A 17,454-nucleotide genomic window follows, 5' to 3' on the forward strand; every position below is an offset into this window, starting at 1 on the left:
CTGCTCCTAGTACTTAAATGCTGGCGATCGCATGCCCACGTCAGACAACGCAGGTATGGGAGGCAGTTTTTTACCGCCAATAATCCGCTGACCTTTATTGTCGATGTAAGTCAGCCAGGTTTGCGTTGGCACAAGCCCTTTAGGGGGCTTGCTGTAGTCGCAAACGCCGTCTTTAAAGACTTCTTTCAGCGCTTTGAGCTGGTCTGGCAGGATCAAGTTGGCCAACGGGCCATATTCTTTCGCCGGATCATAGGGCTTCAGCACGCAATCCAAGTTATCGCCGTAGATGGCATCGCCAGCTTGTGTGCGCGGAGTGCCATAGGCATAGAGCGTCTTCAGCGCATCAACGCAGGCTTCGCCTACGGCAGCGACACCGGTCGGCATTAGGCATCGGTCTTGTAGGTCGGCCGGTTTATTGGCCACCACTTTCTCAGACATCGGTCGATTGCTCGTATCTTTCTCCATGGCAGCAACCCACTTATCCATAGCGACTAAGCCTTCGTGCACCCAATTTAAATCGCCCATGAGCGGTGCGGCACCTGCCCACATGACATGGTTGTCATGATTGCCATGCTCGCGGTCAAGACGCCAACGCACCCACCAGGCATGCAGGGAGTCATGAGCCAGTCCCGGATCAGGACCAACAAAGTTTAGGATCGGCACGGTGTTGAGGTTATTTCCAACCATCATCATGCCGCTTTTATACAAATTGCTGACCGCTATGGGGTCGGCTTTGCTGCGCGCCGCTTGAGGTTGGATATCGATATCCAAGCCGCCAATATGAATGTTCAGATCCGCAAATTGTAGGCCGGTAATTCGTCCTTGCAGAAAGGGCAGTAAGCCATATTGAATGCCGGTGTTGCCAAGCGGGAGGCTCGCAAAGCCAAAGCCTGCAGCCTTTTCCATGGGGGACCATATGGCGGGCTCGCGAAAACCAACAATATGGCTTAGCCAGTCAATAAGGCCGCAGCGCTGACCCTTGGGATTATTTTGTGGGTGGTAGCTGTTGGGGCCATAACAGGTACCGACGGGATTCGTTGCTGCTTTGAACAGACCTTCATCGGCGACGACGGCATTAACGTGCGTGAGGTGACCTTCAATATCTCCCCATTGCGTGGGCAACCAAACAACACCACGGCTCACACTATCGGGGCTTTCAAAGTATCTGCGCATTAAATGCGAGTCGGTGAACTGCACGCCTGCCGACATGGAGTCAGGGTAGGCACACATGGTAATGAGGCCCTGATAAATACCTGGATACGCATTGGCAACGGTAGTTTGAACAATAGAACCACCCGAGCAGCCCGTACCCAAGGTGTAGCGAATCGGACCGTATTGCTCAACGATGCGTTCCTTGGCCATGATCATGGACTCTGCCTGCAGCACCACATCACAATTGTGCCCCGCGTTGTTTAAGGCAGTGGCCATGACGGCAAAGCCAAGACCTATGCCCGTGACATAGCTTTGCTCGACAATGGGTAGATCATTAAAGGTACCCGAAAAGTCATTAAGCCTGGCCGTGCCTGGGGTAAAGGACACGCCGCAATTACCGCCATGCGTGACGAGCACCTTACGGTTCCACTGGGGCTGCGGCTGCCAGGGTTGCCAAGGCTGCATGGGGTTGTACAGGGCGAGAATGAGGTACTCATCCCGATCTTGATAGCCGCGCTCCTTTCGCACAATAAATGGCACGGTCACGCCGTGATCTGTGGTGGTGTTAGCGACATCACTGGGCGGGCTTTTAGGGTCGTAAGGCTTTAGTCCAATGCTGCCTGGCTGAGACGACTTGTAGAGAAATGTGTACTCAGGCGGTTGGTTACAGGTCAGTGGCTGGCCACCTTCTTGGCAGCGTAAGCGAGGAACTTGTGGGCCGGTAAAGATAGGGCCTTCATTGGGGTGATTGGTGAGTGTGCTTTTCACCGCGTCCAGCGAGTTGACACGAACGCTTAGGGTGTTCTCACCCAAGGTCATGCCTTTGATACGCCCCATCCACCGTTTATTTTGACGCAATGCAAATTCGTTGCTGACATCGGTGTTGTTCAGGGTTGCAACCAGTTTGTTGATGGCTTCATCTTTCGGCGGGATGATTTCAATCAGTGCATCGCCATCACTGAGCATGTCAGCACGGTTTGATAAAACCACAATCTGTGGACTTTCTTTGGCCTCTACGCCACCACCCTGGTCGTCGGGTTGATCAATGTCAGGGTCGGCTGGCCCCTTGCTACCGGTGGACTTATCGGAGAAATTGCAGGCCGTTAAGAAAATAATGGCGACAATCATGGCCAGTGATGCAAAGGTGCGACGCATAGTAGTAACCCGATGTTTTTATGATTTTTGGTTAATAATTAGAAACATAAACTAAACACTTCTTAAAATAAAGCAAAGGCGACGAATCCGACTTAGACTGCAAGTAGTTACTTTTTAGTCAGAGCTAAATACATGAAAACCTTACTATCTGATCAGTTAACCCCGCCCGGGGGCTGGAGAACGCCAGGCCGTGTGCGTTTAAAGCCGCTCACGGTGGAGACCTCAACGCGAGCGCAACGTTTGCTCATGCACACCATTTGTATTGACCCACTGATTTCTGCTCAGTTAAGCCGCTAATTTATACATCTCTGCCGGCGTTTTCATCTTCAGCGCCTGATGCGGGCGCTGATGGTTGTACCAGTCGACCCACCGGCCGATGACCGACTTGGCTTCATCCAGCGACTCGAACCGACGCAGCCAGATGCATTGCTCTTTCATCGTGCGGAACAGACGCTCAATCATCCCGTTCTGCTGTGGCGTATGCGGCTGGATGAACTCCTGCTCCACGCCGTAGCGCCGCACCGTCACCGTGAAGCGCTTTGACGTAAAGACTAGGCCATTATCCGATCGCAGAGCCAATGGCTGTGTCAGACGCGCCAATGATCCGAAGCGACCAATCAGAGCGTCCTCCAGCGTGGCCTCGGCCGCCTTGGCATTGCCACTGCGGGTCAGACGCCAACCCAGAATCTCTCGCGTGTGGCAGTCCATGACCGCCGTCAATGCTACCCAGCGATCCTGCTGCCCGCACCAGACCCGCGTCATGTCTGTAGACCAGCGCTCGTTCGGACGCGATGCCACCGACGGCATGGAGCGGGCTCGCGGCCTGAAGCCAACGGGCCGCGTGCGTACCTGCCAGCCCTTGATGCGGTTGATCCGCTGCACCGTGTTCTTGTTCAGCCCCAGCGCATGCGCAATCGTCCGGTAGCCGGCATAGCACTCACGCTCGATCACCTGCTTGATCCGGGCAGCCAGCAGCTCGTTGACCCGAGGACCGCTCTTCACGGGCTTGTAGTAGACCGTGCGGCGCGGCACCTCGAACCAGGTGCACAACTGGCAGACACTAACCTTGTCGCCGGCTTCCGCCATCTCCGCTTGAACCTGGAGGATCAGTCCTCGTCCAGGCCGAGATGGCGGTGCAATTTTTTTAAGGCTTTTACCTGCAGCATGGCCTCGCCATAAGCGGAGTGCAGCTCTTCGAGCTTCTTCTCATACTGCTCGCTGACATCGCGTGGATTGGTTCGGAGGGCATTCTCCATGCCAGTCTCGGCTTCATCGACCCACTTCTCGATCTCGGAGGGTGTCAGGTCATGCAGTCTGGCGGCTTCGGCAATGGTGGTTTGACCTCGCATCAGCTCTTTGACCAAAGCGGCCTTGCGCTTGGCCGTCTAACGCTTGAAATCCAATGGTTCGTTCACAGCTCTCTCCTCGTATGGAGCAACTATAAACTGAGCAGGATTTCAGTGGGTCAATACAGGCCACCCCGGCGAAAATTGTCGGAAGCGATGGAATAGTCCACAACACTTGCATGTTTCGTATTGATGAAAATCGATTTTACACACAGATGGAGCATATAGCGAAGGCGATCTACTTCAGCCACTATGGGAATAAGTGGATCTCCAATGTAATTATAGTCCCCATCCAAGGATTGTTTACTGATAACTATTCGGCAAACATCGCAAAACAAAAACATGTGAGCTATCAGTTGATCTGTTTTCCGGCATGGCTAAAAATGGCGAAAACCAAGACGTATTTTATTATCAGGTAGCAGGCGGGCAGTCTGGGGTATTGGTTTTGGCTGCATTTTATGAAAATATAAAAGTCGTTTTTCTGTACTCACAAAATGGCTAACAATGCCTAGGACTTCCCCCGTCAACCCCTGATTAAGCCTCTCCATCACGGCCCGGTATTCCGAGCCGCTTTGTTTGTTGTTGCGGCGAAACCGCTTGAAAGGTGCACAAGGCGATGCGATCCACGCGGTGGCGTGACTGCCGGCTTGAGATGGGATTGTTCAGGAACGACTAAATACGGGCCCTAAAAGGGACATAAGAGAGGCAGTGCCGTTAGAATATAGATGATCTATATACTTGCGATATAGAATTCTGCGGATTGAGGTTTCGTCAGAGCCACAGGAATAACGGGTGTATTCAACAATTGAGTCTAGTTTCTTTTTCGCCACTTTTCGTGGCGAATCACCAGTAATGCTCTGATAACTAGAAAGCATGATATGGTTGGTTAGGTTTACGATTGATCCATAAATATCGATAATCAGTTCATGTACATCCGTATTTTTATGAAAAGCATCAAGCATATCTATAACACCAATCTCGGGCGTGCATGGAAGAAACGAAACCGAGCTCACTAGTCGATCATATAAATCTGTTAGATGCCGATTACCACTGGTCCTAGCTTCTGGTATTGCATCAGTCCGGACATCATCATCCAAGAAAACATGGCGCTTAACATGCGTTGGGATAATTAATGCTGATCTTTCTAGCATTTGCATGACTTGATAGTAGCCGCCAACGGGAACAATTTTGTACATTGGTTTATGGGCGTTCCTATTTTCCTCGAACTTTCCACAAAGTTGTTCCAGCAATAATTTTGCTTCTTCATCTTCGACAAAGAAGATGAAATCACTTTTAATTTCTTCATCAAATGCAATTTCACCAAGCACTTGAGCAGGAAATACATTTGTTTTTGTTATATGCGCCCCCTGGCTATCTTTAGAGATAAAAATTATCTTTCTTCTATTGATATTTTTTATAAGAGTTGATGAGTGCGTTGAGAAAATAACTGTTAAATTTTTATTGGCAACTATTTGACTTATTTTATTTAAAAGTCGTACTTGTGCCTGAGGATGCAGCGCCATCTCAACCTCATCGATTAATAGTAATGCGTTGTTTTCAGCAACGGTAATTTTTTCAGCGAGCTTAAGTAGGCATAACTCGCCAAGGCTAAAATTCTTCTCTGAATAATAGTGAGTTTCTCTTCCTGCTCTGTATGGTACTAGAAATGCTTGGCTTCCGGTTCCTCTCCTAGTGTTAACGAATTTTAAGTCATTCCATTTATTATCATGAAGTACAGATGATAGAAAGTCTTTCATTTCATTGCTGGCTTGGTAAATTCTCCTTGGAATAATTTCTTCTGCGTACGGCTCTATTCTAGCTCCATTTGCTTGAATAAAATAAATGCTTGGATATGGGAACAATGAGAGAATTTTTGCATTGATCCTTGGCGTTGGTGGCCAGCGTTTTCCCCCGTAGGAATATGTAACCTCTTGATTATTAATTTTGTACCGAATTTTCGCATCTTTGAATGTATCTAATTTATCTTGCGTAGCGGTGGTTTTGTAGTGATCTTGAAATGCGCGACTATGCCTTATTCGATATAAGGCGGCTAGCAGGCTGGTTTTTCCTGATCCGTTTAATCCTGTAAGAAGCCAGAGCCCACTATTTGGAATATCAAATTCAAGATTGGAGATACCTTTCAGATTTTCTAACTCAATTCTCATTTATTACTCACTGTCTATAATTTATATAAATTATCTGATAAATAACTAACTGTTGCAGATTTCTGCATAACATCAAAGGATAAATATGATGCTTTAGCCGCTTTAAAGGCTTCAAAATCTGATGCAGCACTCCTTGCCGAAAAATACCGCAAAATCATTATGACTTAAGCATGCCAGCGCAGCCCAAATGCGGCAACCATCAATGATGACTCAGATGTGCCACCCGTCTGCTCTGGGTCGAAATCGGTCAGTCAGTAAAACCATAACTTGACCAATGCTTGGCAATAAAGCGCTGCTGTCGGTTTATTCACCATCTATTTATGGACTCTCTCATCGCTATGCCAGTGGCTAATACAAATATAGCAACGTGCAAGGCTAGCCCGTCAGTGATCATGCCCGTATCGAGTAAGTAGACTGCGCGAGCTGCGGGTCTGTTCGCCTAATGTGTACTATTCTCACAGCCCCATCTTCAGTTTTTTAGGGCTTCAGCATGACAACAAGAACAATACCCGATCACGAAGTCATCATTGTCGGTGCCGGCTTCTCTGGCATCGGTTCTGCAATCAAGCTCAGTGAAATCGGCATCAGCGATTACCTCGTGCTGGAGCAGGGCAACGGAGTCGGTGGTGCCTGGCATTTCAATACTTATCCGGGCGTGGCGGTGGATATTCCGTCGCTCAGCTATTCGTTTTCATTCGAGCGCAACCCCGAGTGGTCACGGCTGTTTGCGCCGGGGGCCGAGCTCAAGGCCTATGCCGAGTATTGCGTCGATAAATACAACATCCGCTCGCGGGTTCGCCTGAATACCTCCATTACCGGCGCGGCGTTTGATGAGGCCGGCGATTTCTGGCGGCTGACCACGAGCTCGGGCGAGGTGCTGAATGCACGTCATGTGATTGGCGCCACCGGGGTGCTGACGCAGCCGAAGAAGCCGGATATTCCCGGCATCGACAGCTTCAAAGGCATCACCATGCACACAGCGCGTTGGGACCACGGAGTCAGTCTGGCGGGCAAGCGCGTGGCCATCATCGGCACGGGGGCATCGGCGTTGCAGGTGATTCCGGAGATCGCGCCAACGGTTCAGCACCTGACCGTATTTCAGCGAACGCCGATCTGGGTCATCCCCAAACCGGACTTTGCCATTCCAGCGATGGCGCAGGGGCTAATGAAGAAAGTGCCGCTGCTGCAGGTGCCGGCTCGGTTGATTAGTCAGGCCATCGTGGAAGTGGGCTTTGTGCTGACGGCGCATTACCACGGCTATGTGCCGCTGGCCAAGGGCTATGAAAAACTGGCGCTCGATCATCTGCAGAAACAGGTCAAGGACCCGGCCACGCGCGCCAAACTGACGCCGAACTATGGCTTTGGTTGCAAGCGCCCGAGTGCGTCCAATACCTATCTGAAAGCGTTCAATCGCGACAATGTGGCGCTGGTGACAGAGCCGATTGCCGAGGTGGTGGCGAACGGGGTGCGCACGCAGGACGGCCAGCTGCACGAGATCGATATTCTGATTTGCGCGACCGGCTTTAAGGTTTTCGAGAATGGCAACATGCCGCCGTTCTCGGTCACGGGTCGGGCCGGTCGTGATCTGGAAGCCTGGTGGGATGACAATCGCTATCAGGCCTATGAGGGCGTGACGGTGCCGGGCTTTCCGAACTTCTTCCTGATTCTGGGCCCGAATGGGTATAACGGGGCGTCGTACTTTCAGCTCATCGAGCATCAGGTGCGCCATATCGGGCGATGCCTGAGTCATGCCCGCAAGCAGGGGGCGCAGCGTATCGAGGTCACGGAGGAGGCTAACGATAAATACTTCCGCGACATGAAGGCGCGCAGTGGTAAGCAGGTGTTCTTCAATAACAGCTGCAGCACGGCGAACAGCTACTACTTCGACAAGCACGGCGATGTGCCGTTCCGGCCATCGACCAGCATCGAGGCGCATTTGCGCAGCATGACGTTTTCGATGCGTGACTATCGGTTCAACTGAGTGTGGTCTTTACTGTATTAACAAAAGCCCTTTGACGGCGCTCAATTAATGTTAATACAATAATTATGTTGAAGATCACATTTGGCCAAGCCAAGGATGCTGCCAACATCAGCAAGCATGAGGTATCGCTTGCTGATGCCGCCGATCTGGAGTGGGACACCGCTATTTTCTGGCCAGATACGCGCCGGAATTATGGCGAGGTGCGAATGGCAGCCATTGGCTATATCGGCTTACGTTTGTTTTGCGTGATCTTTGTGGATCGTGCAGACGGTCGTCGCATCATTAGTTTGCGCAAAGCCAACATCAGAGAGGAGAACCGCTATGCCAGCACTTAAGCCGGGTACGATCCGCCTGACGGTTGCTGAAGACGCCGAAATTACAGCGGCTGCTTTGGCTGATCCGGATGCACAGCCGCTGAGTGATAGCGAGCTGGCGCAGTTTCGCGTGATGCCGGGCCGGCCCAAGTCCAAGACGCCGGTCAAGATTGCGACCACGATTCGCTTTGATGCGGACTTGCTAGACGCCTTGAAAGCCTCAGGCAGAGGCTGGCAGACGCGTGTCAACGAGGCTATGCGCGAATGGATAAAGTCACACCCAGCAGCTTGAGACGAAAAATATGCAACACGTACTGATTATCCACGAAGTATCCGATTATGCGGCTTGGAAGCGGGTACCCTCTGACTACTTCATGCGAGACTTGCCCCCCTATGTCATCTAAGCCAGCCGATACGCCGTACTCCCTATCCGAAGAAATTGCCAATGCGGTGAGTCACGGCCTGGGCACCATTGCTGCCACGGTAGGCGTCACACTGCTGATGGTGAAAGCCATTCCCGTGCTGGCGGCTGCTGAGTTAGCCGGTGTAGCGATTTATGGCGCCAGCCTGATTCTGTTGTTTCTGTGCTCCACGCTCTATCACAGCATGACGCATGTCGAAACCAAGGCACTGTTTAAGCGACTCGATCATTGCGCGATTTATTTGCTCATTGCGGGTACGTACACCCCCATGTTGATGCTGACGCTGAATACCCAGGCAGCACAGATCATGCTATGGGTGATTTGGGGTCTAGCACTGGCTGGCATCGTATTCAAAATTTACTTTATTCATCGCTTCAAGCGCATGTCGCTCATTACCTACCTGCTCATGGGTTGGTTGTCGATGCTGCTCATTCAGGACCTATGGCAAGCCATGCCGCGTGAAGGCTTCTGGCTGCTGTTGGCGGGCGGTTTGTGCTTTACGCTGGGCGCAGCGTTTTATGCGGCAAAGCAAGTGCGCTATACCCATGCCATCTGGCATGTCTTTGTGGCCGCTGGTGCTGCTTGCCACTGCGTCATGATTGGGCTGTATGTCATTCCTTCTGCTTAAGGGTGTTTTGTTATGACGTCATCTAAAACGGGACTTACGCTGTATACCGCGCCAACGCCCAATGGCTGGAAAGTGTCGGTCGCGCTGGCAGAGCTCGGACTTGCCTACGAGACAGTAGCGGTCAATCTATTGGGAAATGAACAGAAGCAGCCTGAGTTTTTGGCACTCAACCCCAATGGTCGTATCCCTGTTCTGGTGGACCACGATGCCAACGATTTGGTGATTTTTGAGTCCGGCGCCATTCTCATTTATCTCGCTGAAAAGACCGGCAAGCTGTTGCCGGTAGACATGTGTAGTCGCATGGCGGCCCTGCAGTGGCTGATGTTTCAAATGGGTGGGGTCGGGCCCATGATGGGACAGGCCAATGTTTTTTCGCGCTATTTGCCAGAGAAAATTCCCGTAGCGATTGAGCGTTATCAGAACGAGTGCCGACGCCTGTTCGAGGTATTAGATACGCGCTTAGGACAGGCGGAGTGGTTGGCGGGTAGTGAGTACTCTATTGCCGACATTGCTAACTGGTGTTGGGTAAGAACCTATCGTTGGTCGGGCGTAGAAATTGAAGGACTTACGCATTTACGTCGGTGGCTGGATGCTATGAAAGTTCGTCCGGCCTGTCAGTTTGGTGTAACCGTTCCTGTCGCTATGCCTGCATTAAGTAAACCCGACGATAAAACCGCCAGTGATTTTGCCACCGCTGCGCGGACCTTAGTTCAACGTTAAACCCTCAAAAAGCGACCGTAGTTACTTGGTGTTTCGATTAACTACGGTCGACCAACATTCCTCTGCAATTCTCCTAAGTATCTCCCCCTGTCATTGACTCAAGCGCGACAGAACCCTGCCGAGAAAGCCTGCAAGCTCAGGTCTTAGACAAAGCAGGGACAAAACAATGAAGTTACTTATTGCCGACGACAGTAAAGCCATGCGGTTGGTGATCGGCCATATGCTGCGCCAGGCTGGATTTCGCGGGCACGAGATTGTAGAAGCGGCTGATGGTGCAGAAGCACTAGAGCTGGCGAGAAGCCAACGACCGGATGTGATTTTGTCGGACTGGAACATGCCGAACAAAAATGGCATCGAGTTTCTCCAGGACCTTCGTGCCGACGGAGACAAAACCCCCTTCGGATTTGTGACCACGGAAGTGAGTCAAGAAATGCGCGAGCTTGCCGAAAGCTCTGGCGCGGCCTTCCTGATTGGCAAGCCCTTTACCCCGGAAGATTTTCAACGCGCCCTCGAAACGTATTTGGGTTAAGGAGCCTCGCCATGAGTGACTACCAATTACCCAGCCCAGAAGCGGTTGCTCAAACGCTCTCAGCCTTTGTGCGCCGCGATGTCTATGTCTCTTTAAGTAAGCAGAGCGGAGATGGCCACTTGCCGCTGGCGGGCTTGTATCACGATGGCCACCAGAAGTTGGTGGTGGCGTGCATGGCCGATGTGGCTTTTGCCGCATCTTCAGCTGCTGCTTTTGCACTGATTCCGGCGCGGGTTGCTGCTGAGTCAGCCGCAGCCAAAAAGCTCGATGAGTCGCTTGCCGAGATATTTGCGGAAGTCTTAAACGTGATGTCGCGGCTCTTTACTCACCACGACAACGTTCGCGTCACGCTGGCCGAAAAAGTACTGCCGGGTCAGCCGTTGCCTGCTCAGTTGGCAACACTCAGTAATGAGCACTGCTTGGATTTAGTCGTCGATATTGATGGCTACACCAAAGGTCGACTCATCTTATGCCTCTTAACCAGTTGATGTTGGAGGCATAGCCATGAGCTTTGATGATGATCTCAGTGAGTTTCACGCCATCTTCTTTGAAGAGGCAGCGGAGCACCTAGCCAGCTTGGAAACACTGTTGCTGTCACTGGATCTTAATCAGCCTGATAGTGAAAAGCTCAATGCCATATTCCGCGCTGCTCATTCAATTAAAGGCAGTGCATCGACATTTGGCTTTCCCGATATGGCCTCGGTGACGCACGACCTTGAGACCCTGTTAGATCGGGTGCGAAAGCAAGAGCTTCAGCTGTGTGAGCGCATCATTGATATCACGCTGGTGGCGCGTGATGTGCTGCTGGATCAGTTGGCGGCTCACCAAGGCGGTGAGCAGGTGCCAGAACAGCGCGTGACAGATGTCATTGCCAAAATACGCGCCATTGCCAACGAGGAAGAATCTGCGCTCGTCCTAGCCGCGCCTGAGGTCAGCGACGGCACTGCTTCAGTTGAAAGCAATGTGGTCGCACTGGACGTAAAAGTTGCGACGGAAAGCAAACAACAGGCAGCAGCACCGGCGAGTGAGAGTAGTTCGATCCGCGTCAGCATTGAGCGCGTGGATCAGTTGATCAATTTAGTCGGCGAATTGGTTATTACCCAATCCATGTTGGCGCAAACGGCACAGCTCAATCAGGTCACGGATGAACCCATAGACTATGAGCGTCTGCAAGAGCGACTTCAGCAGCTCGAGCGCAATACGCGTGAGTTGCAAGAGTCGGTCATGAGCATACGCATGTTGCCGGTCAGTTCAGTGTTCAGCCGCTTTCCGCGCTTGGTGCGTGACTTGGCCGGTAAGCTCAATAAGCAAATTGAACTGCGTACCGTGGGCGAAGGAACTGAAATTGACCGGGGTGTGATTGAAAAAATTACAGACCCTTTAACGCACCTCATTCGAAACAGTGTGGATCACGGCATTGAAACCGTGGATGAGCGCATCGCGGCCGGTAAGCCGGTAAAAGGTTTGGTCACACTCACGGCGTGTCATCAGGGCGGCAGTGTGGTGATTGAGATTCGCGATGATGGTCGCGGATTAAACCGAGACAAATTACTCGCCAAGGCGCGCGAACGAAATGTCTTTGTGCCCGATAACCCCAGTGATCAGGATGTTTGGCAGCTTATCTTTGCGCCGGGGTTTTCCACCGCTGAAACGGTGACAGATGTGTCGGGTCGTGGTGTGGGCATGGACGTGGTCCGGCGCAATATCGAGCAACTGGGCGGGCGTGTAGAGCTCACCTCGGTCACCGGTAAAGGCACCACCATCAGTATTCGTTTGCCACTGACTCTGGCCATTATGGATGGTATGTCGGTTGGGATTGGCGACAACACCTATATCGTCCCACTCACCACCATTATTGAGTCGCTACGACCTCGCCAGGAAGATGTGAAAACGGTCGCTAGCACGGGCCGGGTCGTGTTTGTGCGGGGCGAGTACTTGCCGCTCGTTGCACTGCACGAGGTCTTTGGTTTAACGCCCATTTCCAATCGCCCGGAGCAGGGCATTCTCATCATTGTTGATACCGAGTGTGGGCGCGCTGCGCTCTTCGTGGATGAGCTATTGGGTCAACGTCAGGTCGTTATCAAAAGTCTGGAATCTAATTATCGCAAGGTGCCGGGCATTTCGGCGGCCACCATCATGGGCGACGGCAGTGTCTCCATGATCCTCGATGTGTCTGAAGTTGTTCGGCTGGCCAAGCGTCCGCCATTAGCGTGTGCGGTATAGGAGAAAGTAATGGATCGTCAGCAATCCCAAGATGGAAAGCCTCGTACCGGGCAAGAGTTTTTGACCTTTGCACTGGGCGCTGAGGAATACGGCATCGATATTTTGAAGGTTCAGGAAATACGTTGCTATGAAAAGGTGACGCACATTGTTAACGCGCCTGGCTTTATTAAAGGCGTGATTAATTTGCGCGGGATCATTGTGCCCATCGTGGATTTACGCCTGAAGTTCAACCTCGGCAGTGCGGAGTACACCGCCTTTACCGTGGTCATTATTTTGAATATTTCCGATCGCGTGGTGGGCGTGGTGGTCGACAGCGTGTCGGATGTGATTCAGCTCGATCCCGAAGAAATTCGTGAGGCTCCCCCGCTGCATGGCGATTTGGACACCCGCTTTATTCGCGGCTTAGCCACCCTGAATGAGCGCATGGTGATTTTGATGGACATAGAAACGTTGATGAGCAGTCCGGACATGGCGCTAGTCGCCGATGCCGCCTGACGCACACTACCGGAGAGAAAACATGAGAACGAATCTGCCAGTGACCGGTGTAGAGCGTCACTTAGAGGAAGGCCAATACATCCTGTCTAAGTCTGACTTAAAGGGCTCAATTACCTATGTGAATCGAACGCTCATTGAAATGAGCGGATTTACAGAGGTTGAGCTGATGGGGCAGCCGCACAATATGTTGCGCCATCCCGATATGCCGCAAGAGGCTTTTCGGGATTTTTGGGAAACGCTGAAGGCGGGGAAATCCTGGAGCGGCATCGTTAAAAACCGGTGTAAGAACGGTGACCATTATTGGGTCATGGCGAATGCCTCACCGATTTTCCAGAATGGTACGGTTGTTGGCTATATGTCGGTGCGTTCAAAGCCAGACCGAAAGATGGTTGAAGCGGCGGATGAGCTTTATCGCAAAATGCGAAATAAAGAAACCGACTCGAGCATGTGCGAAGGCCGCTTGGTGCCAACGGGCTTAAGAGCCATTTGGCATCGTATAAATGAAATGCGCCTAGCTAGCCGCATGGCGCTGATCTTTTCAATGACAGTGTTGCTTTGGTTACTCGTTGGCGGTTTAGGCTTAAGTGGTATCAACAGTTCTGATCGTGATATCGACGAAATTACTCAGCAACGTTTGCGGGCTAACACATTAGTTAGTCAGATCTCGGCATCGTATGCGGTGGATATTATTGATGCAGTGAATAAGGCCAATGGTGGATTAACCAATGCGGCTGAGGCGCTGAGTCGAGTCGAAAAAGCGGAAGCTGATATTGAGAAAAACTGGACCTTATTAAAGACGCTACAGCATTCCGAGCAAGCTGAAATTCTACTTAAAGAGGCTGAGGCGCTGCGTCAACAAGCAGAGCCGGACATTACTCGCCTGAAGCAGCGCTTGGCTCTTTCGTCAGGCCTAGTGACGGGACAGTTGGGGGAGTTCGATGGGCCACTGTATCGCCGAATTGATCCGCTCAGTACCAAGTTTTCCGAAATCACGGCGGTTAAAGAGGCGACTATTGCTCGGGTCGTAACAGACATCAAAGCAGAGTATGACAGCCTGCGTAAAGGCATGTGGGCCACCATTATTCTGGGCGGATTACTGATTGCAGCCTTGATGTGGCGACTCTATGGCGTGATGACCGAGCCGCTGTTGCGTATGCGCAAGCAGATGCAGGAGATTGGTCAGGGCAACTTCTCACTGATGGTAGTTAAAGACAGAGCCGACGAAATTGGCGATGTTTCAGATGCCTTTAAGTCCATGTTTGTGAAGCTGCGATTTGATATGGCCGATAGTCAACGCGCCGCCGATGAAGCACAGCGTGTAGGCTTCGCGCTAGACAATGTCAGTACCCCAGTCACCTTGTCGAATGAAGAAAATAATCTCTTCCACATGAACACGGCCGCTCGAAATCTTTTGGAGCAGATTTTCAAGAGCTCGGCTGCAGTAGACAAATTGTTTGGTCATCCATTGGCGGAATCTTTGACCGATGAGGCCTTATTAGCCATTACGCGGGGTCGTTTGAGCAAGCCCATGATGGCTGAAGGCCAGGTTGGGGATCGCATCATCCGGCTTTCGACGAACCCAGTCATTGATGAGCGCGGTGTTTATCTAGGACGTGTTTGCCAGTGGTTGGACAGAACAGCTGAACTGGCCGCCGAAAAAGAAGTAGCGACTATGGTGGAAGCGGCCGCAGCAGGAGACTTCTCTCAGCGCATTCGGGTCGATGACAAATCCGGCTTCTTTAAAACGCTGGCGCAAGATTTAAATCTGTTCGTGGAGGCCGCAGATAATGGTCTCGCAGATGTGGTGCGCGTACTGAATGCGTTGGCGCAAGGTGATTTGACGCAAACCATCGATCGCGATTATCGCGGCACCTTCGCGCAAATGAAGACCGATGCTAACGCCACAGTGGCGCAACTGAAGCAAATCGCCAGCACGATTACCGAGGCGACAGAGGCCATTAACAACGCAGCGAAAGAGATTGCTGCGGGTAATGCAGACCTGTCGCGTCGTACCGAGTCGCAAGCGGCCAGCCTAGAGCAAACGGCGTCGAGCACGGAAGAGCTCACCAACACCGTGCGTAACAACGCAGACAATGCCACTAAGGCCAGCCAGCTGGCGCGGACCTCATCGGAGGTGGCCGATCGTGGAGGGCGTGTGGTGAGTGAAGTGGTCACCACCATGGGTGCTATCGCGGAGTCGTCGAGCAAAATTGCTGAAATCATTAACGTCATTGATGGCATTGCTTTCCAGACCAATATCTTGGCGCTGAATGCGGCAGTAGAGGCCGCACGAGCCGGTGAACAAGGCCGGGGCTTTGCTGTTGTGGCGGGCGAAGTGCGTAACTTGGCACAGCGTTCTGCATCGGCAGCTAAGGAGATTAAAGAGCTAATTTCCGAGTCGGTTAATAAGGTGTCCAACGGCTACAAGTTGGTTGAAACCGCCGGTAAGACCATGGAAGAAATCGTTGAATCGACGCAGCGTGTGTCGTCGATCATGACGGAAATTTCCAGTGCATCCGAGGAACAACGCACCGGCATTATTCAGCTCAACCAAGCCATTACCAGCATGGATGAAACCACTCAGCAGAATGCGGCGCTGGTGGAAGAAGCGGCAGCCTCTGCTCAATCGCTGGAAGATCAAGCCTCTAGTCTCACGCAGGCGGTGAGCGTGTTCAAAATATCGGGTCGCACCGATCGTGTCACAAACACCAGGCCATCAAATGTGGAGCGTCTGCCGGTTCGTCAGGCCATGCCAAGAGCTGCAACGCGGTCTTCCGCTGCGGCCAAACTAAATGATGAGTGGGAAGAGTTCTAAGCAAGTCCAGGGGCTGCTTCGGTAGCCCCTTCGGCCATGAGCGTTTAGAAAGGATGAGTTATGAAGGCCCATATCGGTATTCTCGATAAAGAAGAGCGCAGTTTCGAATTTAATCAGCGCGACTTTAAAACTGTGCAGAAATTGATTTACGAGCATGCCGGTATTCGACTGTCTGACGCGAAACAAGACATGGTCTATAGCCGGATGATTCGGCGGTTGCGAGCCACTGGCCTAAACAGTTTTGCCGACTACCTACGCCTCATTGAAACCGATAAAGCAGAGTGGGAGGCCTTCGTGAACAGCCTCACCACAAACCTCACGTCCTTCTTTCGGGAGGAATACCACTTCCCGATGTTGGCAGAATTTCTTAAGCAGAAATCGGGTCAAATTCGCATTTGGTGTAGCGCAGCCTCTACAGGGGAAGAGCCATATTCCATTGCCATGACGGTGATTGATGCCTTAGGCGCCGATGCTGATCGTGTTGAAATTGTGGCGACCGACATTGATACCAGTGTGTTGGCGAAGGCCGAGGCGGGTGTGTATAGCGAAGATCGCATTGAGCGTATTGACGCCAAATACAAAAAATACTTTCTCAAAGGCTCTGGCTCACGCGCCGGTTTGGTTCGCGTAAAGCCCGAGGTTCAGCGCCTGGTCAGTTTTCGACAGCTCAACTTGCTGGCGTTGGATTGGCCCGTTGAAGGCGAGTTTGATGTGCTCTTTTGCCGAAATGTGCTGATTTATTTCGACAAAGAAACCCAGCGCAAAGTCCTGGAGCGATTCATTCCACTGATGTGTCGTGATGGCTTGCTCTTTATCGGCCATTCAGAGTCGTTATTGCACTTGAGTGAGCTGTTTAAGCTGCGCGGTAAAACGGTTTATGAGTTGCGTCAGACGGGCAAAATGACATGACACGCCTACTGCAGCGTGCCGTTAGAGGTCAGTCCTTACCGGGGGATGACTATCTCGCACGCAATCGATTTCATGACCATCAATTCAACTGTGATGTCGTGAAAATTATGCCCGGCGAATTTTTCGTCAGTTCCGGCAATGTTGCGCTAGCGACGGTGCTGGGTTCGTGTGTATCTGCGTGCCTTTGGGACCCCGTCACCCGAGTCGGTGGCATGAATCACTTTATGTTGGCCGATGCTCGGGGAAGAGCAGACAGCATGCGCTACGGACAGTTTGCGATGGATACCTTGCTTCAACATCTCTTAGCTGCCGGTGCGTTGGCGCATAGCATCGAGGCGAAACTATTTGGCGGTGCTCGTGTTATGCGAGGACTCACGCACAGTGAAGTCGGACGCCAAAATGTGAGCTTTGCCTTGGCGTATTTAAATGAACAAGACATCCCGCTGGCCGCTAGTGATCTCGGGGAAACCTGCCCCCGTAAGCTGTATTTTTTTCCGGATAGCGGCCAGGTCAAGCTCCGGCGCCTGCGAGCGGATGAAAGCTCGTTAGTGATTCGCGAAGAGCAAGAATACCAACAGCGCATGATTCGAGGAGTCTGAA

At 51.8% G+C, this 17,454-nt stretch carries 16 protein-coding genes and 1 pseudogene; 13 read left to right on the top strand and 4 right to left on the bottom strand.

Going from position 1 to position 17,454, the window contains the following annotated elements:
• Positions 1–6 precede the first annotated feature (6 nt).
• Positions 7–2,307 carry a DUF6351 family protein gene (locus tag A8710_RS06650; RefSeq protein ID WP_068858917.1) on the bottom strand — a complete coding sequence of 767 codons (2,301 nt, stop codon included), beginning with the start codon at positions 2,305–2,307 and terminating at the stop codon, positions 7–9.
• Between the two features lie 132 nt (positions 2,308–2,439).
• On the opposite strand from A8710_RS06650, the gene A8710_RS12225 reads away from it, so the two are divergent.
• The gene (locus A8710_RS12225) at positions 2,440–2,604 is read left to right on the top strand and encodes a hypothetical protein (protein WP_157686330.1); all 165 of its coding nucleotides are present in this window, start codon (positions 2,440–2,442) and stop codon (positions 2,602–2,604) included.
• Here A8710_RS12225 and A8710_RS06655 read toward each other — a convergent pair.
• The 3 genes and pseudogenes from A8710_RS06655 to A8710_RS06670 all read right to left on the bottom strand — a co-directional run bounded on the left by A8710_RS06655 (position 2,593) and on the right by A8710_RS06670 (position 5,818).
• A complete protein-coding gene (locus A8710_RS06655; protein WP_094078678.1) occupies positions 2,593–3,393 on the bottom strand; it encodes an IS3 family transposase in 801 nt (266 codons plus the stop codon). The two genes, A8710_RS12225 and A8710_RS06655, sit on opposite strands and share 12 nt — an antisense overlap.
• 20 nt (positions 3,394–3,413) lie before the next feature.
• Positions 3,414–3,677 (bottom strand): annotated as a pseudogene (locus A8710_RS06660) (transposase); the annotation flags it as partial.
• 638 nt (positions 3,678–4,315) lie between these two features.
• Positions 4,316–5,818, bottom strand: coding sequence for an ATP-dependent nuclease (locus A8710_RS06670; protein WP_068858926.1), 1,503 nt, complete (start codon positions 5,816–5,818; stop codon positions 4,316–4,318).
• A gap of 490 nt (positions 5,819–6,308) precedes the next feature.
• Between A8710_RS06670 and A8710_RS06675 the strand changes: the two genes are divergently transcribed.
• From A8710_RS06675 to cheD, 12 genes are all read left to right on the top strand, one after another.
• A complete protein-coding gene (locus tag A8710_RS06675) occupies positions 6,309–7,799 on the top strand; it encodes a flavin-containing monooxygenase (protein ID WP_068858929.1) in 1,491 nt (496 codons plus the stop codon).
• A 65-nt stretch (positions 7,800–7,864) separates the two neighbouring features.
• Positions 7,865–8,134 (top strand): BrnT family toxin, encoded by a 270-nt coding sequence (locus A8710_RS06680; RefSeq protein ID WP_198341634.1) that lies wholly within the window; start codon positions 7,865–7,867, stop codon positions 8,132–8,134.
• Positions 8,121–8,405 (top strand): BrnA antitoxin family protein, encoded by a 285-nt coding sequence (locus A8710_RS06685; RefSeq protein WP_068858932.1) that lies wholly within the window; start codon positions 8,121–8,123, stop codon positions 8,403–8,405. Before A8710_RS06680 ends, A8710_RS06685 begins: the two co-directional genes overlap by 14 nt.
• A 101-nt stretch (positions 8,406–8,506) precedes the next feature.
• A complete protein-coding gene (gene trhA / locus A8710_RS06690; protein ID WP_068858934.1) occupies positions 8,507–9,163 on the top strand; it encodes a PAQR family membrane homeostasis protein TrhA in 657 nt (218 codons plus the stop codon).
• Positions 9,164–9,175: 12 nt separating this feature from the next.
• Positions 9,176–9,883: a glutathione S-transferase family protein gene (locus A8710_RS06695; protein ID WP_068858937.1), complete on the top strand. Its 708-nt coding sequence runs from the start codon at positions 9,176–9,178 to the stop codon at positions 9,881–9,883.
• A gap of 166 nt (positions 9,884–10,049) precedes the next feature.
• Complete coding sequence (locus A8710_RS06700) at positions 10,050–10,412, top strand: response regulator (RefSeq protein ID WP_068858939.1); 363 nt, start codon at positions 10,050–10,052, stop codon at positions 10,410–10,412.
• A gap of 11 nt (positions 10,413–10,423) precedes the next feature.
• The gene (locus A8710_RS06705; RefSeq protein WP_068858942.1) at positions 10,424–10,900 is read left to right on the top strand and encodes a hypothetical protein; all 477 of its coding nucleotides are present in this window, start codon (positions 10,424–10,426) and stop codon (positions 10,898–10,900) included.
• 16 nt (positions 10,901–10,916) lie between these two features.
• The gene (locus A8710_RS06710; protein WP_068858943.1) at positions 10,917–12,635 is read left to right on the top strand and encodes a chemotaxis protein CheA; all 1,719 of its coding nucleotides are present in this window, start codon (positions 10,917–10,919) and stop codon (positions 12,633–12,635) included.
• Between the two features lie 9 nt (positions 12,636–12,644).
• A complete protein-coding gene (locus A8710_RS06715; protein ID WP_068858946.1) occupies positions 12,645–13,130 on the top strand; it encodes a chemotaxis protein CheW in 486 nt (161 codons plus the stop codon).
• A 22-nt stretch (positions 13,131–13,152) separates the two neighbouring features.
• Positions 13,153–15,945: a methyl-accepting chemotaxis protein gene (locus A8710_RS12400; RefSeq protein WP_068858948.1), complete on the top strand. Its 2,793-nt coding sequence runs from the start codon at positions 13,153–13,155 to the stop codon at positions 15,943–15,945.
• Between the two features lie 60 nt (positions 15,946–16,005).
• A complete protein-coding gene (locus A8710_RS06725) occupies positions 16,006–16,854 on the top strand; it encodes a CheR family methyltransferase (protein ID WP_068858951.1) in 849 nt (282 codons plus the stop codon).
• Positions 16,851–17,453 (top strand): chemoreceptor glutamine deamidase CheD, encoded by a 603-nt coding sequence (gene cheD, locus A8710_RS06730; protein WP_068858954.1) that lies wholly within the window; start codon positions 16,851–16,853, stop codon positions 17,451–17,453. Before A8710_RS06725 ends, cheD begins: the two co-directional genes overlap by 4 nt.
• Position 17,454 lies beyond the last annotated feature (1 nt).

It is taken from the genome of Perlucidibaca aquatica (assembly GCF_001676655.1).
Classification (GTDB): Bacteria; Pseudomonadota; Gammaproteobacteria; order Pseudomonadales; family Moraxellaceae; genus Perlucidibaca; species Perlucidibaca aquatica.